The sequence below is a fragment of the Pseudomonas sp. Pseusp97 genome, assembly GCF_047304025.1.
Lineage (GTDB): Bacteria > Pseudomonadota > Gammaproteobacteria > Pseudomonadales > Pseudomonadaceae > Pseudomonas.
Genome location: NZ_JBGLYK010000023.1, coordinates 23,810 through 44,752 on the forward strand (window position 1 = coordinate 23,810; position 20,943 = coordinate 44,752).

The 20,943-nt window shown below is 66.5% G+C and carries 21 protein-coding genes and 1 riboswitch; of the genes, 12 read left to right on the top strand and 9 right to left on the bottom strand.

Annotation, left to right across the window (positions count from 1 at the left end):
- Window positions 1-263 precede the first annotated feature (263 nt).
- On the top strand, window positions 264-1,643 hold the full coding sequence (locus ACCC94_RS07205; RefSeq protein ID WP_413348622.1) for an amino acid permease: 1,380 nt from the start codon (window positions 264-266) through the stop codon (window positions 1,641-1,643).
- 59 nt (window positions 1,644-1,702) lie between these two features.
- Here the strand turns inward: ACCC94_RS07205 and ACCC94_RS07210 are convergent, their stop codons facing one another.
- The 4 genes from ACCC94_RS07210 to ACCC94_RS07225 form a co-directional block, all read right to left on the bottom strand.
- The gene (locus tag ACCC94_RS07210) at window positions 1,703-2,077 is read right to left on the bottom strand and encodes a 5-carboxymethyl-2-hydroxymuconate Delta-isomerase (RefSeq protein WP_413348623.1); all 375 of its coding nucleotides are present in this window, start codon (window positions 2,075-2,077) and stop codon (window positions 1,703-1,705) included.
- 693 nt (window positions 2,078-2,770) lie between these two features.
- A complete protein-coding gene (locus tag ACCC94_RS07215; protein WP_413348624.1) occupies window positions 2,771-4,678 on the bottom strand; it encodes a M48 family metallopeptidase in 1,908 nt (635 codons plus the stop codon).
- Between the two features lie 21 nt (window positions 4,679-4,699).
- Window positions 4,700-5,296: a LemA family protein gene (locus tag ACCC94_RS07220; RefSeq protein WP_413348625.1), complete on the bottom strand. Its 597-nt coding sequence runs from the start codon at window positions 5,294-5,296 to the stop codon at window positions 4,700-4,702.
- 230 nt (window positions 5,297-5,526) lie between these two features.
- On the bottom strand, window positions 5,527-6,075 hold the full coding sequence (locus ACCC94_RS07225) for a cysteine hydrolase family protein (protein WP_413348626.1): 549 nt from the start codon (window positions 6,073-6,075) through the stop codon (window positions 5,527-5,529).
- A 102-nt stretch (window positions 6,076-6,177) separates the two neighbouring features.
- Between ACCC94_RS07225 and ACCC94_RS07230 the strand changes: the two genes are divergently transcribed.
- Window positions 6,178-7,176: a GlxA family transcriptional regulator gene (locus ACCC94_RS07230; RefSeq protein ID WP_413348627.1), complete on the top strand. Its 999-nt coding sequence runs from the start codon at window positions 6,178-6,180 to the stop codon at window positions 7,174-7,176.
- Here the strand turns inward: ACCC94_RS07230 and ACCC94_RS07235 are convergent, their stop codons facing one another.
- Window positions 7,177-7,545, bottom strand: a complete 369-nt coding sequence (locus ACCC94_RS07235) for a cupin domain-containing protein (RefSeq protein WP_413348628.1) — start codon at window positions 7,543-7,545, stop codon at window positions 7,177-7,179.
- A gap of 171 nt (window positions 7,546-7,716) precedes the next feature.
- Between ACCC94_RS07235 and ACCC94_RS07240 the strand changes: the two genes are divergently transcribed.
- From ACCC94_RS07240 to ACCC94_RS07280, 9 genes are all read left to right on the top strand, one after another.
- Entirely contained in the window at window positions 7,717-8,136 is a 420-nt protein-coding gene (locus tag ACCC94_RS07240; RefSeq protein WP_413348629.1) for a VOC family protein, read from the top strand.
- A 71-nt stretch (window positions 8,137-8,207) separates the two neighbouring features.
- A riboswitch (cobalamin riboswitch) is annotated at window positions 8,208-8,415 on the top strand.
- Window positions 8,416-8,508: 93 nt separating this feature from the next.
- Window positions 8,509-10,464: a TonB-dependent receptor plug domain-containing protein gene (locus tag ACCC94_RS07245; RefSeq protein ID WP_413348630.1), complete on the top strand. Its 1,956-nt coding sequence runs from the start codon at window positions 8,509-8,511 to the stop codon at window positions 10,462-10,464.
- Window positions 10,464-11,165, top strand: a complete 702-nt coding sequence (locus ACCC94_RS07250) for a (2Fe-2S) ferredoxin domain-containing protein (protein ID WP_413348631.1) — start codon at window positions 10,464-10,466, stop codon at window positions 11,163-11,165. Before ACCC94_RS07245 ends, ACCC94_RS07250 begins: the two co-directional genes overlap by 1 nt.
- 119 nt (window positions 11,166-11,284) lie before the next feature.
- Window positions 11,285-12,280 carry an ABC transporter substrate-binding protein gene (locus tag ACCC94_RS07255; RefSeq protein ID WP_413348642.1) on the top strand — a complete coding sequence of 332 codons (996 nt, stop codon included), beginning with the start codon at window positions 11,285-11,287 and terminating at the stop codon, window positions 12,278-12,280.
- The gene (gene ddlA, locus ACCC94_RS07260; protein ID WP_413348632.1) at window positions 12,256-13,350 is read left to right on the top strand and encodes a D-alanine--D-alanine ligase; all 1,095 of its coding nucleotides are present in this window, start codon (window positions 12,256-12,258) and stop codon (window positions 13,348-13,350) included. Before ACCC94_RS07255 ends, ddlA begins: the two co-directional genes overlap by 25 nt.
- Window positions 13,351-13,450: 100 nt before the next feature.
- Window positions 13,451-14,275 carry an aldo/keto reductase gene (locus tag ACCC94_RS07265; protein WP_413348633.1) on the top strand — a complete coding sequence of 275 codons (825 nt, stop codon included), beginning with the start codon at window positions 13,451-13,453 and terminating at the stop codon, window positions 14,273-14,275.
- A 90-nt stretch (window positions 14,276-14,365) separates the two neighbouring features.
- On the top strand, window positions 14,366-14,737 hold the full coding sequence (locus ACCC94_RS07270) for a nuclear transport factor 2 family protein (RefSeq protein ID WP_413348634.1): 372 nt from the start codon (window positions 14,366-14,368) through the stop codon (window positions 14,735-14,737).
- Window position 14,738: 1 nt separating this feature from the next.
- Window positions 14,739-15,551: a class I SAM-dependent methyltransferase gene (locus ACCC94_RS07275; protein ID WP_413348635.1), complete on the top strand. Its 813-nt coding sequence runs from the start codon at window positions 14,739-14,741 to the stop codon at window positions 15,549-15,551.
- A gap of 67 nt (window positions 15,552-15,618) precedes the next feature.
- Window positions 15,619-16,074: a DUF3237 domain-containing protein gene (locus tag ACCC94_RS07280; protein ID WP_413348637.1), complete on the top strand. Its 456-nt coding sequence runs from the start codon at window positions 15,619-15,621 to the stop codon at window positions 16,072-16,074.
- A 401-nt stretch (window positions 16,075-16,475) separates the two neighbouring features.
- On the opposite strand, the gene ACCC94_RS07285 is transcribed toward ACCC94_RS07280, so the two are convergent.
- Together ACCC94_RS07285 and ACCC94_RS07290 are read right to left on the bottom strand one after the other, a co-directional pair.
- Window positions 16,476-17,219: a TorF family putative porin gene (locus ACCC94_RS07285; RefSeq protein ID WP_413348638.1), complete on the bottom strand. Its 744-nt coding sequence runs from the start codon at window positions 17,217-17,219 to the stop codon at window positions 16,476-16,478.
- Window positions 17,220-17,371: 152 nt separating this feature from the next.
- The gene (locus ACCC94_RS07290) at window positions 17,372-19,129 is read right to left on the bottom strand and encodes an amidohydrolase (protein ID WP_413348639.1); all 1,758 of its coding nucleotides are present in this window, start codon (window positions 19,127-19,129) and stop codon (window positions 17,372-17,374) included.
- A 117-nt stretch (window positions 19,130-19,246) separates the two neighbouring features.
- Between ACCC94_RS07290 and ACCC94_RS07295 the strand changes: the two genes are divergently transcribed.
- A complete protein-coding gene (locus ACCC94_RS07295) occupies window positions 19,247-20,155 on the top strand; it encodes a LysR substrate-binding domain-containing protein (RefSeq protein ID WP_413348644.1) in 909 nt (302 codons plus the stop codon).
- Here the strand turns inward: ACCC94_RS07295 and ACCC94_RS07300 are convergent.
- Window positions 20,152-20,760: a LysE family translocator gene (locus tag ACCC94_RS07300; RefSeq protein WP_413348640.1), complete on the bottom strand. Its 609-nt coding sequence runs from the start codon at window positions 20,758-20,760 to the stop codon at window positions 20,152-20,154. The genes ACCC94_RS07295 and ACCC94_RS07300 overlap by 4 nt on opposite strands.
- Window positions 20,761-20,812: 52 nt before the next feature.
- Window positions 20,813-20,943, bottom strand: a 131-nt coding sequence (locus ACCC94_RS07305; RefSeq protein ID WP_413348645.1) for a helix-turn-helix domain-containing protein, incomplete at its 5' end; no start/stop codon positions are given.

Sequence of the window (20,943 nt, forward strand, 5' to 3'; positions counted from 1 at the left end):
CACATTGCACCTTGGTGGTGCAGACGTTTCCCACACACTTGTGTAACACTCGCCCGCGACCTCAGCCGTGGTCCTCCCGCAATGCCCACGTCCGCTTCACAAGAGCGGGCAGCCTCTTCCGGTGTGCCGTCCTGGAACTGCCAGACGCTTCTCCCTTCGTGCCGACCGGCGCGGTGGCGAAGCCTTTCCGGCGCTTCCGCATCCCGACTGCACTCAGAGTCCGCAGCTGATTACTCCCAAGAACAAAATGAGGTTGCATCACCATGTCGTCCCACGATCTCCAAAGGGATCTCAACGAGCGGCACATCCGTCTCATGGCCCTCGGCGCCTGCATTGGCGTCGGCCTGTTCCTCGGCTCCGCCAAGGCCATCCAGATGGCCGGCCCGGCCATCATGCTGTCCTACATCATCGGCGGTCTCGCCATCCTCGTGATCATGCGCGCCCTCGGCGAGATGGCCGTGCACAATCCCGTGGCCGGTTCCTTCGCCCGCTACGCGCAGGACTACCTCGGCCCGCTGGCCGGCTACCTGACCGGCTGGAACTACTGGTTCCTCTGGCTGGTGACCTGCGTCGCGGAGATCACCGCGGTGGCCATTTACATGGGCATCTGGTTCCCCGACGTGCCGCGCTGGATCTGGGCGCTGGCCGCCCTGGCGAGCATGGGCACCATCAACCTGATCGCGGTGCGCGCCTTCGGTGAATTCGAATTCTGGTTCGCGCTGATCAAGATCGTCACCATCGTCGCCATGATCCTGGTGGGCGCCGGCATGATCTTCTTCGGTTTCGGCAACGGCGGCATCGCCACCGGCATCTCCAACCTCTGGAGCAACGGCGGCTTCATGCCCCATGGCATCACCGGCGTGCTGATGTCGCTGCAGATGGTGATGTTCGCCTACCTGGGCGTGGAGATGATCGGCCTCACCGCCGGCGAAGCGAAGAATCCGCAGAAGACCATCCCCGGCGCGATCAACTCGGTATTCTGGCGCATCCTGCTGTTCTATGTGGGCGCGCTGTTCGTGATCATGTCCATCTACCCGTGGAACGAGATCGGCACCCAGGGCAGCCCCTTCGTGATGACCTTCGAGCGCATGGGCATCAAGACCGCCGCCGGCATCATCAACTTCGTGGTGATCACCGCCGCGCTGTCGTCCTGCAACGGCGGCATCTTCAGCACCGGCCGCATGCTCTACAGCCTCGCCCAGCATGGCCAGGCCCCGGCCGTGTTCGCCAAGACCTCCAGGGGCGGCGTGCCGCGCAATGCGCTGCTGCTGTCGATCTTCGCGCTGCTGCTGGGAGTGCTGCTGAACTATCTGGTGCCTGAGAAGGTGTTCACCTGGGTGACCTCCATCGCCACCTTCGGTGCGATCTGGACCTGGGCGATGATCCTGCTGGCTCAGCTGAAGTTCCGCCGTGGCCTCTCCGCTGCCGAAGCCGGCAAGCTGCAGTTCAGGATGTGGCTGTACCCGGTCAGCTCCTACCTCGCCATGGCCTTCCTGGTGCTGGTGGTGGTGCTGATGGCCTTCTTCGAGGACACCCGCATCGCGCTGTACATCGGCCCGGCGTTCCTGGTGCTGCTGACGGTGCTGTACTACGCGCTGAACCTTGCGCCCAAGGAGCAGGGCAGTGTCGCCAGCCGTGCCTGATAAGCGGTCGAGTGAATGAAAAAAGGGCCTCTTCGGAGGCCTTTTTTTATTGTGTCGAATCAGGCGCTGGGCAGGCTGCCGGCCATGCGGGTCAGGCTGCGGTCGAACTCGGTGATCTCCAGCTGCAGGCCGATAGGGCGCTTTTCGATGAGCGTGGCGAGGGTCTGCTCGGCGGTGGCGAACAGGGTGTCGACGATGCGCTGGCGAAGCTCCTCCGGACGGCCGGGGGCGATGCGGATCTGGATATTGATGAAGGCTTCGTTCTTCGTGTTGGCACCTACCCGGTATTCCTCGATGACACGGGCGAAGGTGCGCAGGCCGTTGATGGGGAACACGCCCAGGGCTTGGGCTGCTTCGTGGAGTTTCCGGGGCAGGCCGAGTGGCTGGAGGTCATCGGTGAGGTTGGCGGTGTAGTCGATGGTGATGTGGGGCATGGGGAGTATCCGGCATCAGTGATGCCAGCCATCCTAGGGAGCAGGACTCGTTGGGGATATGCGGGTGACTACGTATTCGATGGCGCTGAACTGTGGGACGGGCGGGGCACCTAGCCCATGCCCGCGATCCGTCGGCAGGGCCGACGTGTTGCTTCAGCCTGGGTATTTAAGCGCCGCTGCGGCGTGCGCGCGGACTTCCTGTTTCGCCCCCTCGGGCGAGTCACTTTTCCAAACGCCGAAAAGTAACCAAAAGGCTTGCCCCGGACATCCGGTTTTTCGCCTAGGCGAAAAATACCCTCGTTGAAGCGGAGTTTCAGGGGCACGCCGCGAAGGGCCATCCCTGGCCCATCGCGGCTCTCGCGACATTCATGTCGCTCAACCCCTGAAACTCCGCTTCAACGAGGCCTCCTGAACGGGGCAGTCGGAGTGCGCTGATATTTCTCTAGAAGACCTTAAGAGCCAGAGCATTGGCTCTTCGTAGGAGCGAGCTTGCTCGCGAACCGCACGGCACGGAATGTCCCTGTAGGAGCGGACCTTGTCCGCGAAATCCATCGCGGATGAATCCGCTTCTACAGGAAGCGCCCTTGCCTCGTGCCTGTGACGTTCGTAGGGCGCATAACGCGCCAGCGTTATCCGCCGCGGTGGCATCGGCGGATAACCCGTTCCGGGTTATGCGCTCTACGAGATATAGCGTCAGCCCGCCAGCAACGGCGGCATCGGGCAATCCAGGATATCCGCCACCGCCCGCATCAGTTCCGCCTCGCCGGTGCTGATGCGCCCGTCGTGCTCGATGCAGCGCGCCAGTGCCTTGAGGAGTTGCGGCTTCTGCAGGGGGCGCAGTTGCTCCAGCTTCTTCAGCGCACCTTCCAGATCCCGCAGGCTGCCTTCCGCCGGCAAGGGGCGAGGCGGGAAGGGCAGGCTACTCCAGGCATCGGCGAACGCCTGCGCGGTTTCCACCTCGCTGGTGTCACCGACGCGGGCGAGGAAGGCCAACAGCGTCGCGGACTCTTCGGCAAGCTCGGCCAGCGCCACGTTGCCGATCTTCCCGCTGGCCGGCCGCAGGTTGCGTTCGACGATGCGCAGCAGGGTCCACTCCAGCAGCTTCACCTTGCCGTCCAGCTTGATCAGCAGCGCCATGTTCTCGCGCAGCGCGAGGAAGGCCTTGGCATCCAGTTGCTTGAGCGCCGGCATGGACAGGTCCAGCAGCGGCAGGCGCTGGCCGGGGTCGAGCCGCAGCAGCGATTCCTCCAGCAGATCCAGCTGCAGCGCCAGGCTCAGGTTCAGGCGCTGCTTGATCGCTTCCAGCTGGCGCGCGCGTAGCATGGGCTCGCTGTCCAGCAGCAGGCCGTAGATCAGCGCTTCGGCGCCTTCGCTGTCATGGGCGGCGCGCTGCAGGCGCTCGTCCAGGCGTTGCAGGGTGCTGCGCGCTTCCAGCAGGTGGGCGGCGGTCGGCGCGCCTACGGCAGCCACGGCCACCTCCACGGCGCTGGGCTGGTAAGGCTGGCCGGTGACGGCGGCGGTCCAGGCGTCCTTGTTCATCAGAGCCACGTCCAGGCGCGGCTCGAATTTCGGGTAGCGGCCGTCCCAGCCAGGGTCGACGCGGCGGATGCGGTCGTTCAGCGGCGGATGGGTGTCGAACCAACTGCTGCCCACGCCGTCGCCGAAGTACATATGACTGAACTCGGCCGCGCGCGGTGCGCTGAGCAGGGCGCCCAGCGGGTTGCTGCCGATCTTCTTCAGCGCACCGGCGATGGTCGAGGGATCGCGGGTGAACTGTACCGCCGAGGCGTCGGCCAGGTACTCGCGCTGGCGGCTCACCGAAGCCTTGATCAGATGGCCGAAAAAGGTCCCGACGTAGCCCAGCACATAGAGCACCACGCCGGCGCCGATCACCAGCAGCACCACGCTGCCGCCGCCGTTCTTGTCGTTGCTGCTGCGGGTGCTGATGCGCACGCCGCTGCTGGTCTCGCTCCAGCCGCGCAGCAGCATGCCGCCGATCAGGCCGAGCAGGAGCATGCCGTGGAGCAGGGCGGTCAGCCGTGTGTTGAGGAGCATGTCGCCGTGATGGATATGGCTGAATTCGTGGGCGATCACGCCCTGCAGCTCGTTGCGCTCGAGCTGCTCGATGGCGCCGCGGGTAATGCCGATCACTGCATCGCGCGGAGTCAGGCCGGCGGCGAAGGCGTTGATCGAGCTGTCCTCCAGCACGTACACCGGCGGCACCGGCGAGCCGGAGGCCAGGGCCATTTCCTCGACGACATTGAGCAGGCGGCGCTCATCGGCATTGCTGGCGCTGAGGTTGAGCAGGCGACCGCCCAGGCTCTCGGCCACCACCTTGCCGCCGGCACTCAGTTGCACCTGCTTGTACAGCGCGCCGAGGACGACCACGCCGATGATCACCGCGGCCACCGACAGGTACAGCTCCGGGTCGGACAGCGAGGCGCGCGAGGTCAGGTGCAGCGCCGGCTCGCCCAGGTGCCGCCAGAGCCAGCCCAGGGCGAAGCTGGTGATGGTGACCAGGCAGACCACTGCGACGGTCAGCAGCAGGACCAGGCGCCCGGTCTGCTTGCGGGCGCGGTCCTGGTGTTCGAAGAAGTTCATCGCGCGTCCTGCGCCGAGGATTTAGAAGGCGACTTTCGGCGCGGCCTGGATGGCCTTGCTGTCCTCGAACTCCAGCAGGCTGGCGTCCTTGCTGTGGCCATAGGTGGTGGCCAGGAAGTTGGCGGGGAACGACTGGCGGTAGGTGTTGTACTCCATCACCGCGTCGTTGTAGGCCTGACGCGCGAAGGCCACCTTGTTCTCGGTGCTCGACAGCTCCTCGCTGACCTGCTGCAGGTTCTGCGAGGCCTTGAGGTCCGGGTAGGCTTCCAGGGTCACGTTCAGGCGGCCCATGGCGCCGCCCAGGGCGTTCTCGGCAGCTGCCAGTTGCGCCATGCGGCCGGCATCGCCGGGTTGCTCGGAAGCGGCCTTCAGACCGGCGACTGCAGCATTACGCGCGGCGATCACTGCTTCCAGGGTTTCGCGCTCGTGCTTGAGGTAGGCCTTGGCGGTTTCCACCAGGTTGGGGATCAGGTCGTAGCGGCGCTTGAGCTGCACTTCGATCTGCGCGAAGGCGTTCTGGTAGCGGTTGCGCAGCGCCACCAGGCGGTTGAACACGCTGATCAGCAGGAAGATCACGCCAGCGATGATGGCGAGGATGATGATCGAAGAAACGCTCATGGGATGTCCTTATCGGCAGGCGAATGTGGCCCGATGATAGCGGAAAGCCAATGAAACGGATCTCCCCATTTCCCGGAAATGCAGGGCTGACCGCTGTTGTAGGAGCGAGGGGGACGCCATCGTTATTGCTCGCGAATCCGCCTGGCACCTTCGGCATCAAGCGGTTCGCGAGCAAGCTCGCTCCTACAGGTACTGCCCAGCGTCAGATTTCCTGGTGGGAGCGCCCCGAATCAGCGATCGAGGTACTCGGCGGTGGACACCACTTCGGCGTAGGCGAAAGCCAGGGACGCCATGTAGGAGGCGTGCACCTGGGCTGCCGAGACCTTCACGCCGTTGAACTCCAGATCCAGGGTGGCGCAGGCATCGTGCAGCACAGTCACCGGGTAGCCGAAGTCGGCGGCGGCGCGCACCGCGCCGTCCACGCACATGTGGCTCATGTGCCCGACCACCACCAGTGACTCCACGCCGTGCTGATCGAGGATGGCCTTCAGGTCGGTATCGCGGAAGGAGTTGACGAAGTGCTTGAGCACCACCGGCTCGCCGGGCAGATTGGCGACCTTGCCGTGGATCTTCGCGCCGTCGCTGCCGGGAGCGAAGAACGGGGCGTCGGCGCTTTCGAATTCGTGGCGAACGTGCACCACCAGGTCGCCGCGCTCGCGGAACGCGGCCAGCACCTTGGCAGCCTGGTCGGCGGCGGCTTCGATGCCCACCAGCGGCCACTTGCCGGAAGGGAAGTAGTCGTTCTGGATATCCACTAGGATGAGCGCTTGCTTGGCCATTTCAGGTTCCTTGCTTGAGTGGTGAGGAAGTGGAGCCAGTATGGTTCGCCGCGCGCCGCGCGGGGATCAGGCGGAACGACAATAACCGGGGGAAAACTGACAATGGCTGTGGAACGGAGCGTCGTCGAGATCGGGTTGCTGCTCTATCCCGGCGTGCAGACGGCGGCGCTGCATGGGCTCACCGACCTGTTCGCGGTGGCCGAGCGCATCGCTGGCGAAGAAGCTGCGCAGCAACTGCCGGCGCTGCGCGTCAGCCATTGGTCCGGTGAGGATGGCGGCGAGCCCCGGCGCGTGTTCGACACCCATCCCGGCGCGGATAGCCGGCTGGTCGCCGTGCTGGTGCCGCCATCGTTGTTCGGCCTGCCCGACGCCGCGCCGCTGCGCAACCTCACCGACTGGCTCGCCCAGCGCCACGGCGAGGGCGCCATCGTCGGCTCGGTGTGCATCGGCGGCCTGCTGGTGGCCGAGGCCGGTCTGCTCGACGGGCGCAGCGCCACCGCCCACTGGAGTGGCGCCGAGGCATTCGCCAGGCGCTTCCCGCGCGTGCGCCTGGAAGCGCACAAACCCATGGTGGACGACGGCGACCTGATCACCTCCGCCGGGCTGATGGCCTGGTCCGACCTCGGGCTACGCATCGTCGACCGCCTGCTCGGGCCGAGCATCGCCAACCGCACCGCGCGCTTCCTGGTGGTGGAGCACAGCGACAGCGCCCAGCAATGCGGCAGCAACTTCGCGCCGTTGCTGGGGCATGGCGACGCCGCGATCCTCAAGGTGCAGCACTGGCTGCAGGGCAATGGTGCGGTGGATGTCAGCCTCGCCGCCATGGCCGCGCAGGCCGGCTTAGAAGAGCGCACCTTCCTGCGGCGCTTCCGTGCTGCCACCGGGCTGAAGCCCACCGAGTACTGCCAGCACCTGCGGGTGGGCAAGGCGCGCGAACTGCTGGAGTTCACCAACGGCACGGTGGACCACATCGCCTACACGGTCGGCTACCTCGATCCGGGCTCGTTCCGCAGCACCTTCCGCAAGATCACCGGCATGGCGCCGAGCGACTACCGCAAACGCTTCGGGGCCAAGGCGGGCGAAGCCTCAGCCAGGGGCTGATCACACCCAGCGATCATTCTCCGCCGTGCGCTCGCCACCCTGGTCGCCGGTGTTCAGCACGCCGCGCGGTTCGATCAGCATCACCTGCACCTCGTGCTCGGCATAGGGTTTGTGCTCCACGCCACGGGGCACCACGTAGAGTTCGCCGGCGCGCAGGGTCAGCGGGCCGTCGCGGAAGTCGATGCGCAGCTCGCCGGCCAGCACGATGAAGGTCTCGTCGGTGTCGGCGTGGCTGTGCCAGACGAAGTCGCCGTGCAGCTTCACTACCTTGAACTGGTAGTCGTTCATCTCGGCAATCACCCGCGGTTGCCAGGTTTCAGTGATGCGGCCGAGCTTGTCCTGCAGGTTGATCGGTTGGCGCTGGGTCACGGTGGTTTTCTCCTCGGTATCGGTCTGCCCAAACTACTGCCGGCCCTTGGAGCGGTCTTGCAGGAACTTGCGCTTCGGTGTCGCTGTTACTGCTGGTCGCCGCGCCAAAGCCAGCGGTAATGGCGCGCGACTATGCTCAGAGCACCGCGCCCGATTCTGCCGGAGATCGTCATGTCCACTCTCATTCGCCCCAGCGTCATCCCCTGCCTGCGCTACCGCGATGCGCCCCGGGCCATCGACTGGCTGTGCGCCACCTTCGGCTTCCAGCGTCAGCTGGTGGTCGCCGACGAGCACGGCGGCATCGCCCACGCGCAGCTGGCACTGGCCGACGGCAGCGGGCTGGTGATGCTCGGTTCGCTGCACGACAACGAATACGGCCGGCTGATGCGCCAGCCCGACGAGATCGGCGGCTGCACCCAGAGCATCTACGTGGTGGTGAAGGACGCCGAGGTGCTGTATCGCGCGGCGGTGGACGGCGGCGCGCAGATCGTCATCGACATCAAGGACGAGGATTACGGCGGGCAGGGCTTCACCTGCCGTGATCCGGAAGGGCACATTTGGAGTTTCGGCACTTACGATCCCTGGCACTGACTATCGCGCGCAGGTCCGTCCGCAACATCCTGCCCAACCCCCGCGCTTGACGCTGTCGTCCGGCCGGTGTTCAGATTCGCCCCGTTTCAGGTGCCCCCCGCCGCCGTGCGTGGGGTGAAACGGGAAGCCGGTGCGTCGCCCTCATGCGATCAGTCCGGCGCTGCCCCCGCAACGGTAAGCGAGCGGAGCATCCACCAGGCCACTGTGCTCAGGCATGGGAAGGCGGATGTTCCATGACCCTCGCAAGCCCGGAGACCGGCCTGGAACCTGTTTGGCAAACCCGCGGTGGGCGGGCGTGAGCCGGTTCCCGGGGCGCGCTCGTTCCGGGTGTCGCTGCGCCGCCTGCGAAATTTCTATTTCGAGGCGATCACCTTGCAACCTTCTTCGTTCCTGAACCGGCGTGCCCTGCGCTGGCCTCCCGTTCTCTCCCTTTGCGCCCTCAGCTCGCAGCTCACTGCGGCGCCGCTCGACCTGGCCGACGAGATCGTCAGCGCGCCCTCGGTCGAATCCACCACCGTGGCCGACATGGCCCGCTACGGCAGCAAGCTGGAGGTCATCGACCGCCAGCAGATCGAACGTGCGGGCCCCAGCGCCGACATCACCCGCGTGCTGCAGATGTACGTGCCCGGCCTGTTCGTCGCGCCGAAGAACGGCCCGTTCGACTACGGCACCTACTCGCTGCTGGGTGGGCGCAACGACGACACGCTGATCCTGCTGGACGGCGTACGCCTGAACAATCGCCTCTACGGCGGCATCTACATCGACACCCTGCCGACCACCGCGGTGGAGCGCATCGAAGTGCTCAAGGGCGGCCAGGGCCTGCTGTTCGGCACCCAGGCGGTCTCCGGGGTGATCAACATCGTCACCCGCAGCGCGCGCAGCCGCGAGGCCGCCGGCGAGGTGAACCTCGGCCTGGACACCTTCAAGGGCCGCAGCGGCGATGCCCGCGCGGAGAAGATCGTGCACAACGGCCTGGGCGACCTCGGCCTGATGGCCTACGTCAGCCACAACCGCTCCGACGGCTACCAGCCGTACCGCGACCGCGACATGACCGACACGGTGAGCGACAAGCGCCGCTCCTACGACGTCAACGTGTTCGGCGCCAAGGCCGTCCAGGCCATCGGAGACGCCTCGCGGCTGGAGCTGTTCTACCAGTACGCCGACGCCGAGCTGGATTTCGCCCGGCCGACCTCCAACCACCACACCAGCAACAACCGCGTCCAGCAGATCGCCACGGCGACCTTTCAGCAGAGCGTCGGCGACGACTTCAGCTGGTTCGCCAAGACCCACATCAACGACTGGGACACCCGCTACGACCGCGTCTACAACCTGCAGGGCGGCGGCACCCAGGTGCTCAACCACAACGACTACTGGGGCTTCACCGACTGGGGCGCGCAGCTCGAAGGCAAGGCCCGGCTGGCGGGCGGCCACGAACTGGTCTTCGGCAACGACAACCAGTGGTACGAGGGTCAGGACGATGTGCTGATCATCGACAACGACAAGGCCGAATCCCACGCGCTCTACGCCCAGCTGCGGCCGAACATCGAGGCACTGCCCGACTGGCACCCGAGCCTGGGCGTGCGCCGCGAGGAAATTGCCGGCGGCGAAGGTGCCACCGTGTGGATGCTCACCTCGCTCTACGACCTCACCCAGCAGCTCAAACTGCGCGGCCAGTTCGGCACCGCCTTCAAGCTGCCTACCGCCGAGCAACTGTTCGTCAACGAACCGGGCGATGAAGTTGGCAACCGCGATCTCAAGCCCGAGCGCAGCCGCAACGCCGAGGTGGGCCTGGACTACAACGGCGAGCTGTTCGACCAGCCATGGAGCGGCAGCGTCACCCTGTTCCGCCGCGAGATCACCGACCTCATCACCCTGGCGGGCGACCAGTGGGTGAACGGCAACGGCGAGATCACCGTGCGCGGCGTGGAGGCTAACGGCCAGTGGCCGCTCGGCCGGCACTGGCAAGTCTGGGCCGACGCTACGCGCAACCTGGTGGACAGCCGCGAAGGCGTGACGGTGAACAACATCCCGCACTTCTTCGCCCGCGTGCGCCTGGGCTATGAAGACAGCCTGTGGGGCGCCGGCCTGGCCACACGCTACGTCGGCTCCATTGTCAGCGCCCAGGACGACGACTACGGCCACTACACGGTGCTCGACGGCGATGCCTATCGCTACCTCGACGCGGCCCGCGCGCATCGCCTGAGCCTGCTGCTGGAGAACCTGCTGGACCGAGACTACGCCACCGGCCGCACCAGCAACGGCATCCGCCAGGTGGACAACCTCGGCCGGCCGCGCACCGCCGAGCTGCGCTACACCTTCAGTTTCTGATGAAGGCCATCCTGCTGGTCGGCCCGTTGGCCGGAGCCCAGGGCGAGCGTCTGCTGCGCGAGGTGTCGGCGCGTCTTGTCGGTGTCGAATGCATCGACACCGGCGAGGGCTTCGATTCGCTCTGGGGGCGGGTGCGCGAGCTGTTGGCCGAGGAACGCGAGCTGCTGCTCGTCGACCTCGAACCGAGTACCGACGGCGCCTATCTCGATTGGCTGCGCGCTGAGCTGGCCGCGCTTCATGAGGAGCATCCGCAGGCGCCGCCGCCAAAGGTCACCGCCTCGGCTCTTGGCCGGCGCGGATTGGATACGGCGGCGGTGCTGGCGGCGCTTGGCGACCCGGCGCAACAGCTGGATTGCCAGGGCGTCGGCGAGGTGCCGGCGCAGCCGGACTGGTCGGCGCCGCCGCCGCACCGGCATCACCTGTTCCTCTGTACCGGACCGCGCTGCGTGCGGCGTGGTGCTCTGCCGCTGTGGAAGACCCTGCGCCGCGAGCTGATCCGCCTCGATCTCTACGAGAGTGCCGAGGGCGCCCTGCTGACCCGCACCGGCTGCCAGTTCCCCTGCAATCGCGGGCCGCTGCTGACGGTCTATCCCGCGCGCGTCTGGTATGGCCTGCGCAGTGACGAGCAGGTGTGCCGGGTAGTGGTGGAGCATCTGCGTGATGGCGTGCCGGTGGCGGAACTGAGGGTGGACGAGCCATGACGCGCATGCTTTTCGTAGGAGCGAGCTTGCTCGCGAACCCACCCGGACACCCCCGGCATCAAGCGGTTCGCGAGCAAGCTTGCTCCTACAGGTCGATCCTGGCGCTCGGTTTGGCGTTGATGCTGTGCGGAGCCGCGGCCTCTGCCCAGGACTACCGCAACTGCGCCCAAATCTGGCAGCTCGACCACCCGCCGCAGCGCATCCTCGCCCTCAACCAGCACGCCGCCGATCTCCTGCTGGCACTGGGGGCCGGGGAACGCCTGGTCGGCGTGGCCTACATCGATGACGACATCGACCTGACGAAAGCCAGCTACCGCGGCGTTCCGCTGCTGTCGCGCCAGTATCCGTCGGCCGAAGCGGTCTACGCGCAGCGCCCGGACCTGGTGGTGGCTGGCTTCGCCTCGGCCTTCCGGCTGGGCCATCTGTCCCGCGAGGAACTGGCCGGCCATGGCATCTCCAGCTACCTGTTGGATGCCGGTTGCGGGGGCTGGCAGGACGACCTGTTCGCCGCTGTCGAGACGGACCTGAAGGCTTTGGGCGATCTGCTTGGTGAGCAGGAGCGAGCGCAGGAGCTGATCCGCCGGCAACGCGCCGAACTGGCTGAAGCGCGCCGCTACGTCACCGGGAACAAACCGCTGAACGTCTTCTACCTCGACAGCGCCAGCAACGGCCTGGAGAGCCAGGGCCGGCGCGGCGTGGTCACCCAGTTGCTACACGCCGCCGGCGCGCGCAACCTGTTCGAGGACGTCGATCTGGCGGGCTTCACCGCCAACCGCGAACAACTGTTGGCGCGCGACCCGGATGTGATCCTGCTGGCCGATGCGCTGTGGTCCACGGCCGAGCAGAAGATCCGAACCCTGCGTGCCGACCCGGTGCTCTCGCGCCTGCGCGCCGTGCGCGAAGGGCGCTTCGTGGCCTTGCCCTTCACCCACCTGTTCCCCGGCGTGCACAGCGGCCGGTCCGCGCGCGAGTTGGCGCAGGCATTGAGCCGATTCCAGGAAGGGAGTGTCCGTCTGTTCGCCAGCCACTGTTTCTACCCAAGCGCAGGAGGCCGTGTTAGAAAGCGCCCATCGATCATTCGGAGGCTGTCATGGGCAAGTTGCGCGTTGGGGTGATTTTCGGCGGGCGTTCGGCGGAGCACGAGGTGTCCCTGCAATCGGCGAAGAACATCGTCGACGCACTGGACCGCGAGCGTTTCGAACCGGTGCTGATCGGTATCGACAAGGAAGGCCGCTGGCACCTCAACGATGCCTCCGACTACCTGCTCAACCAGGAAAACCCGGCGCTGATCGCCCTCAACCGCTCCAACCGCGAGCTGGCCGTGGTGCCGGGCAAGGCCGAGCAGCAACTGGTGGAAACCGGCAGCCGCCAACTGCTCGACCACGTCGACGTGATCTTCCCCATCGTCCACGGCACCCAGGGCGAAGATGGTTGCCTGCAGGGCCTGCTGCGCATGGCCGACATTCCCTTCGTCGGCTCCGACGTGCTGGGCTCCGCCATCTGCATGGACAAGGACGTGAGCAAGCGCCTGCTGCGCGATGCCGGCATCGCCATCACGCCCTTCATCACCCTGACCCGCGCCAGCGCCGCGCGCACGCCTTTCGCCGAGGCGCAGCGCAAGCTCGGCCTGCCGCTGTTCATCAAGCCGGCGAACATGGGTTCCTCGGTGGGTGTGAGCAAGGTCGAGGACGAGGCCGCCTACGACGAAGCCGTGCGCCTGGCGCTGGCCTTCGACGACAAGGTGCTGGTGGAGGCCGCCGTGAACGGCCGCGAGATCGAGTGCGCGGTGCTGGGCAACGACCAGCCGATCGCCAGTGGCTGCGGCGAGATCGTCGTGGGCAGCGGCTTCTACTCCTACGACAGCAAGTACATCGATGAGGGTGCGGCCAAGGTCGTGGTGCCGGCGGACATCCCCGCCGAGGCCAGCGAGCTTATCCGCCAGCTTGCCGTGGACGCCTTCCTTGCCCTGGAATGTTCGGGGCTGGCGCGGGTCGACGTGTTTCTCACGCCGAGCGGCGAGGTGCTGATCAACGAGCTGAACTCGCTGCCCGGCTTCACCCGCATCAGCATGTATCCCAAGCTCTGGCAGGCTGCGGGAATGACCTACAGCGAGCTGGTCAGCCGGCTGATCGACCTCGCCATCGAGCGCCACGCCGCGCGCCGGAAGCTGCAGACCAACCGCTGATCCGCTCGCAGGCCCGGCCTTCTGCGCTACCCTGACATCCCGCCGCCCGAATCCGGGCGGCCGGCCCCGTGTCCCCATCAAGCGCAACAAGGAGCACGAGATGAACACTGTAGTATTCGCCGACGGCACCGCCGTTCCCGCCATCGGCCAGGGCACCTGGCACATGGGTGAGGACAGCTTCCAGCGCAAGCGCGAGATCGCCGCCCTGCGCGAAGGGATAGAACGCGGTCTGACCCTGATCGACACCGCCGAGATGTATGCCGAGGGCGGCGCGGAAGAGGTCGTCGGCGAGGCGCTGGCCGGCCTGCGCGACCAGGTCTTCCTGGTCAGCAAGGTCTACCCGCACAACGCCAGCCGGCGCGGCATCCCCGAAGCCTGCGAGCGCAGCCTCAGGCGCCTGGGCACCGACTGCCTGGACCTCTACCTGCTGCACTGGCGCGGCCAGTATCCGCTGGAGGAAACCGTCGAGGCCTTCGAACGCCTGCGCGAGCAGGGCAAGATCAAGCGCTGGGGCGTGTCGAACTTCGACCTCGACGATATGCAGGAACTGAACGAGCCGGCCTGCGCCACCAACCAGGTGCAGTACAGCCTGGAAGAGCGCGGCATCGAGTGGGACCTGCTGCCCTGGTGCCAGGAACAGCGCATGCCGCTGATGGCCTACTGCCCGGTGGGGCAGGGTGGCAAGCTGCTGCGCCACCCGGTGCTGGCGGAAATCGCGGGCCGCCACGACGCCACACCTGCCCGCGTCGCGCTGGCCTGGCTGATCCAGCAGCCGGGCGTGATCGCCATTCCCAAGGCGGTGGAGCCGCTGCACATCCGCGACAACGCCGCCGCGCTGCAATTGCGCCTGACGCCCGAGGACCTTGAAGCCCTCGACGCCGCGTTCCCGCCGCCGACCCGCAAGCGGCATCTGGCGGTAGTCTGAAGCAGGACTCCCGGTCGTCGCTCGCCAGGGCGCGACCGGGGTGCGGTGCTAGCCTTGCCCCATTGGTCACCGGCCGGGAGGGCTGCAGCGATGAGCAACTACACGGCGGACAGCGCCGCCATCAACCGCGTGCTGACGGACTATGTCGAGGGCATGACCTTCGGCGACGAGGCGCGCCTGCGTCTGGCCTTCCATCCGTCCTGCAAGATCATCGGCAACTACCACGGCGCGCTGGAGTGGGCGTCGCTGGACGAATTCATCGGCGCGATCAAGGCCGAGTCGCCACCTGCGGAAGGTGCGCCGCCGCCCTGGGAGCTGAAGTCGCTGGATATCACCGGCGACAGCGCGGTGGCCAAGGTCACCGACGAGTTCCTTGGCATGCACTTCACCGACTACCTGGCCCTGCTGCGCCTCGGCAACGGCTGGCAGATCGTCAACAAGCTCTACTACCTGCACGAATGACGTGGAACGCATCACCCTGCGCGGCACGCCGGAAACCCTGCTGATCACCCTGTACGCCAAGGCGAAGGAGAGCGAGCTGCCCGACAGCCTGTTGCGCGACCATTTCTCGCGGCAGGCCGTGGAGCAGATCGACTACGACTTCGCCCGCCTGCACATCGGCCGCGCCGAGCAGGTGGGCATCGCCCTGCGCGCCAGGCTGTTCGACGACTGGGTGCGCGACTTCCTCGCGCGTCATCCCGCCTGCGTGGTCCTGCAGCTGGGCTGTGGGCTGGACAGCCGGGTGTTTCGCATCGATCCGCCCTCCACCGTGCAATGGTTCGAGGTGGACTTCCCGCAGGTGATCGCCCTGCGCGTGCGCCTGTACCCTGCGCGGGAGAACTGCCATCTGCTGGCGACGCCGCTGACCGCGCCGGACTGGTGGCGGGAAGTACCGAGGGGACGGCCGGTGCTGATTCTCTCCGAAGGCGTACTGCCCTATGTCGAGGCCGACAAGGTCCCCTGGCTGCTGCGCGCACTGGTCGAGCACTGCGGAGAGGGTGAGCTGGTGCTCGATGGTTACAGCCGCCTGGGCATCCGCCTGTTGCAGTGGAACCCGATGATCCGCCGCACCGGCGCCGTGCTGCACTGGGGCATCGATGAGCCGCAGGAGCTGGAGCAGCAGGTGCCGGCGCTGCGCTTCGTCGATGCCATCGCCGCCTACGACCGGGGACAGATCGCCCGGTTGTCGCTGGGCATGCGCCTGCTCTACGAGATCACCCTGGCCATTCCGGCGATGCGCCGCATGGGACGCCTGTTGCGGTATCGGTTCGGCTAGAACGGGCCGATTCTGCCGCCGGCTGCTTTACTCATCCCTCTATGGCGATCTTGCGCAGGAGCCGGTGATGAAGCTCGAGCCGTTGATGGAGATGAACGTGAAGGCCAGCGTACCGCTGGAAATCGGCCGTGTGCCGCAGGGGCAGCGGCTGATTTCGGCGGCCGGCGGCGGGACCTTCAAGGGGCAGCGCCTGAGCGGCGAGGTGCTGCCCGGCGGCGGCGACTGGATCCTGGTGGACAGCGACGGCGGCTGGCACCTGGAAGTGCGCCTGGTGCTGCGCACCGACGACGGCGCGCGCATCCTGATGCAGCACAATGGGCTGCTGGTGGCCAATCCGAAGATCATCCACGCGGTCTCGCGCGGCGACAGCACCGAGTTCGGCGATACCTACTTCATGATCCAGCCGCGCTTCGAGGTCGGCGACGACCGCTACCGCTGGCTCAATCATCAGCTGGCGGTGGGCGAGGGAAGGCTGGGGCCGGGGTGGGTGGAGTACCGCATCTTCTCTCTGAGCAATGGCTGACTTGGCTGTTCTTCCTGGGCCTCGCCGAGCAGCCTGCGGCAGACCGCTTCTATCGCCTTACCTACCGCTATAAGCCTCTGTTCGCGAGCAAGCTCGCTCCTACAGCTTCGCCTTGCCTTCCGAGCTCTTGTAGGAGCGAGCTTGCTCGCGAACCGGCGTGACATATCGCTTACCCTGTAGGAGCAGTTGTCTTTCTCTGAAAGTTCGTGCCTGGGATTTTCCCTTTCCCTGAAGGGAGAGGGGACTGTCTGGTGCAGGTTGAGGCCGAAGTGTCAGCCGGCACGGACAGCTCCCTCTCCCTTCAGGGAGAGGGCTGGGGAGAGGGCAAGCCCGCGCAACGATATTTCAGATAGGAGCGCCTCGGCGATGTGTGGCGCGTGAGGCGCGTCCCGCTTCAAGAGCTAGAAACTCCTGCTGACGCTCGCCACCACGGTCGCTGTGCACACGTCGCCAAAGCCGAACTGAGTGCGGCATTCGTTCTGCGACAGGTCGGTGTCGATGTAGCTCACCGCCCAGTCGAAGCCCAGCAGCTCGTGGCTCAGCCTGGCTTCCCATTCATGGTAGGTGTCGCGGGTATCGCCGCTGCCGGAGAGGTAGAGCGGGTCCTTGGCGTCGTTGCGGCCATAGCGCACGCGCAGTTTGAATTCGGCCGGCAGCTCGGCGTTGTAGGCCAGGTAGGTGTAGAGGTTGGCCTGGTTTTCGCCGAAGTAGGTCGGGTAGTCGTTGCCGTAATAGGCCGCCACTTCGAAGCCGTAGGCATGGAGGATGGCGTAGGTGTCGCTCTGGTTGAACTGGCTTTCCTTCGGGTAGCTGTACTTGAGATAGCCCAGGTCCAGGGCGATGTCCTCGCTGGCCTGCCAGTACCATCCCGCGTAGTAGTCCATCTCCTGGCGCGTCTTGTAGTCGTAGCCGTAGTCGACGTTGGAGGTCCACGCGCCCAGGTAGGCGCCCGAGACATGCTGCAGCGTCAGCCCGAGCTGCGCCGCCGGGTCATTCTGCGTCTGCGAGATGCCACGTGTGCGGTAGTCGCTGACCAGGGCGGTATCGATCTGCAGGGCGAAGTCCTGGTTCAGTTCGATGGCCAGGGCACTGGTGAGGGGCGCGCAGGCGAGCAGCGCGCCGATGAGCCATTGCGGGCGGTTCATGAGGATGTCCCTTTGTTGTGATTGTCTGTGGGGCAGTCGAAAAATCCCGCGCAGCGCCGACCCTCCCGGTCGACTCGGGAAGCGGCGGCAAGGGTTGGGCTGGCGGGCAGGGCGCCGGGGATGTTCGGACCCCGGCGCAGGAGCCCGGCTCCTTACAGAGCCGGCACGTCGTCGGCGCGGTAGACTTCGCGGCCTTCGAACAGGGTGCGCAGTACGCGGGCTTCTTCCAGTTGCTGGTCGGGCACGCTGAACACGTCGCGGTCGAGCACCACCATGTCGGCCTGCTGGCCGGGGGTGAGGCTACCGATCCTGTCGCCCAGGCCGATGGTCTGCGCGGCGTTGCGGGTATAGGCGTAGAACATGGTCTGGCGATCCACGCGTTCGGCGGCGTTGAGCACACCTTCCTCACCCTGGCGGGTGACGGCCTGGTAGATGGCCTTGAGCGGGTCGGGCGTGGATACCGGCCAGTCGCTGGCGCCGGCGATGGTGGCGCCGTTGTCCAGCAGCGACTTGGCCGGGTACATGTAGCGGTAGGCCTCGTCAGCGATGTAGGGCTTCACCAGCTCCACGGTGTAGGGCTCGGCGGTGGCCCAGTCGAGCTGCATCGAGGCGATCACGCCCAGCTGCTTGAAGCGCGGGAAGTCCTTGGGGTTGACCAGTTGCAGGTGCGTGATCGAGTGAGTCACGCCGCTCTGCCGGTCCTTGCGTGCCTGGGCGACGCCATTGAGCGATTCACGCACCGCGCGGTCACCGATGGCATGGATGTGCACCAGCCAGCCACGGGAGTCGGCGGCGCTGACCAGCTCGCCGAAATGCTTCGGATCGATCAGCAGTTCACCGGGCTTGTGGCTGTTCCTGTAGTTCTCCAGCAGCGCGGCGGACTGCGCCGGGAATTCGATCACACCGTCGGCGAAGACCTTGATACCCGGCAGCGTCAGGTTGGGAATGCCCTGGAACTGCTGGCGCACCTTCTCGATCACTTCCAGGTCGGCCGGGGTGCTCTTCGGATTGACCACCTGCAACGCCGCGACATGCGCGGTCAGTTGGCCGTCGCGGGCGAGGTCGCGGTACACCGGCAGCACGCCGAGGGTCTTCTCGGTGGGCTTGATGTTGAACACCGCCTCGCCCGGCGCGCCGTTGGCGGCCGGGTCCATCCAGGCGGTGATGCCCAGGCTGTTGTTGTACTTCACCGCGGCGCGGCCGGCGCGGTCCATGGTTTCGCTGCTGGCGACCGGCATGGCGGCGGCGACCAGGTCGAAGCCGGAATCGACCGTGAAGCCGGTGGGGTTGAAGTCCTTGTCGTGGGCGACGTTCTGCTGTTCCAGAGCGCTCAGTCCGCGCAAGCGCCTGGCATCCAGTCCGGCGCGCTTGAGCATGGCGGCGTTGGCCCAGGCCGTATGGTGGTCGCTGCCGATCAGGATCACCGGCACCTTCTCCCACTCGCCGTGGTTCAGGCGCTTGGCCAGGCCGTCGGCCTGAGACCAGTAGCTGGAGTTCATGCCGTTCATCACCACGACCTCGCCGTTCTTCGCCTTGCCGCTGTCACGGTCCTGCTTGAGGCGTGCGACGAAGGCGTCGAGGTCCATCTCCTCGTCCTGCAGGCTGGCGGAAATCAGCTCCAGGCCGCCGAAGATGGAGTGCGAGTGACTGTCGATGAAACCGGGCATCAGCACCTTGCCGCCCAGGTCGACCTGCTTGCTACCGGTACCGGCGAGCTTGCGGATGTCCTCGTTGGAGCCCACCTGCAGCACCTTGCCGCCGGCGACCGCCACGGCCTGCTGCAGCGGTTGGCCGGGTTCGGCGGTGAACACCTTGGCGTTGTACAGGATCAGGTCCGCGGTCTGTGCCTGTGCTTCAAAAGTGCCGAGTGCGATGGCGAGCGCCAGCGCGCCCTTGAGCATGCCGTGCATGACTTCCCCTTGCTTTCGTTGGATTATTGTTGGTCTGCAGCGCAGGCTACTGGCGGACCGAATCGCGCGGAAGTTGCCGCCAGGCATAACACTTGTGAAGGATTGGCACGAATGACGATGGACAGATTCAACAGCCTGGCAATGTTCGTCGCCAGTGCCGAGACCGGCAGTTTCAGCCGCGCGGCCGAGCAACTGGGCAAGACGCCCTCGGCGGTGACCAAGGCGGTCGGCCAGCTGGAAATCGAAGTCGGCGCGCGGCTGTTCGAGCGCACCACGCGCAGCATGTCGCTGACCGAAGCCGGCCAGCTCTATCTCGACGGCGCCCGCGAGGTGCTGGCGCGGATGCGCGAGACCACCGAGGAAATCGCCCAGCTGCAGCACAGCCTGCGCGGGGTGTTGCGCATCACCGGGCCGCTGATCGTCGGCCCGGTGTTCCTCGACCAGGCCTGCGCCGAATTCCTCGACCTGCACCCGGATGTGCGCCTGCAGGTGGACCTCTCCGACAGCTATGTCGACCTGCTCGACGGTCGCTACGACCTCGCCCTGCGCATGGGCAACAGCGACCTGCCGGGGCTGATCGCCCAACCCCTGGCCCAGAGCCGCCTGGCGCTATGCGCGTCGCCGGCCTACCTGGCCAGGCGCGGCACGCCACTGCACCCCGGCGAGATCGTCGACCACGATTGCCTGATCTACCGCCACCCGGCGCTGGACGACCGCTGGTGGTTCGACGTGGAGGGCGAGCGCTTTTCCACACCGCGCAACGGTCGCCTGAACAGCGATAACCAGGCCGTGCTGCTCACCGCCTGCCTCGCCGGCCATGGGCTGCTGCCATGCCCGCGCTGGAGCGTGCTGGAGCACCTGCGCAGCGGGCGGCTGGTGACGGTGCTGGACGACTACTTCTTCGAACCGGACACTTTCGGTGCGCAGATCCTTGCGGTGTATCCGAGCAACCGCCGGGCGACCCGCAAGATCCACGCGTTCATCGAACATTTGCGCGAGTCCCTGCGGCGCGACGGCATCCGCTAGAGCAGCGCCCCGGCCCAGGCCGACACCAGCAGCAGGATTGCCATCAGCTGGTTGAGCCGCTGCATCTGCCGGGGTGAAAGCAGACGCTGGCTGCCGATGCCCAGCCCGGCCCAGACCGCCGTGCAGGGAATCGACACGAGGAAGAACAGCAGCGACAGCAGCTGCACGCGGTCGAGTCGATCCACTCCGTGGCCGGCATAAACGCTGATCACCGCCAGCGCCATCATCCAGGTCTTGGGGTTAACCAGCTGCAACGCGGCGGCGCCGAGCGCTCCGAGACGCGAGGCGTCGGTGTCGCGCTCCAGGTGCGCTGGCGGGCTGCGGAAAATCTGCCATGCCAGCCAGCTCAACCAGAGTACGCCGACCACGCTCATTGCCTGCTGCACGCGCGGAGCGCTGGACAGCACTTCGCCCAGGCCGCTGCCCACCGCCAGCACCAGTGCCGCCGCGGCTGCGCAGCCACCGAACATGATCGGCAGTGCGGCGCCCCAGCCGAAGCGGGCGCTGTTGCTGAAGATCAACAGATTGGTCGGCCCCGGCGTGATCGAGGCGACGAAGGCGAAGAGGATGAAGGGCAGCCATTGGCCGAGCTGCGACAGGTGCATGGCGGGAACTCCGGTGAATCCGTGGGAGTTCATCTTCGCCAGCGCGGCGGGCTCAGTCTGGAAGCTTTGAGCAGCGGTTGCGGTAGTAGGCGGGCGTCACGCCATAGGCGCGGCGGAACCAGCGGCCGAGGTGGCTCTGGTCGGCGAAACCGAGGTCGGCGGCGATGTCCGCCGGCGCCAGGC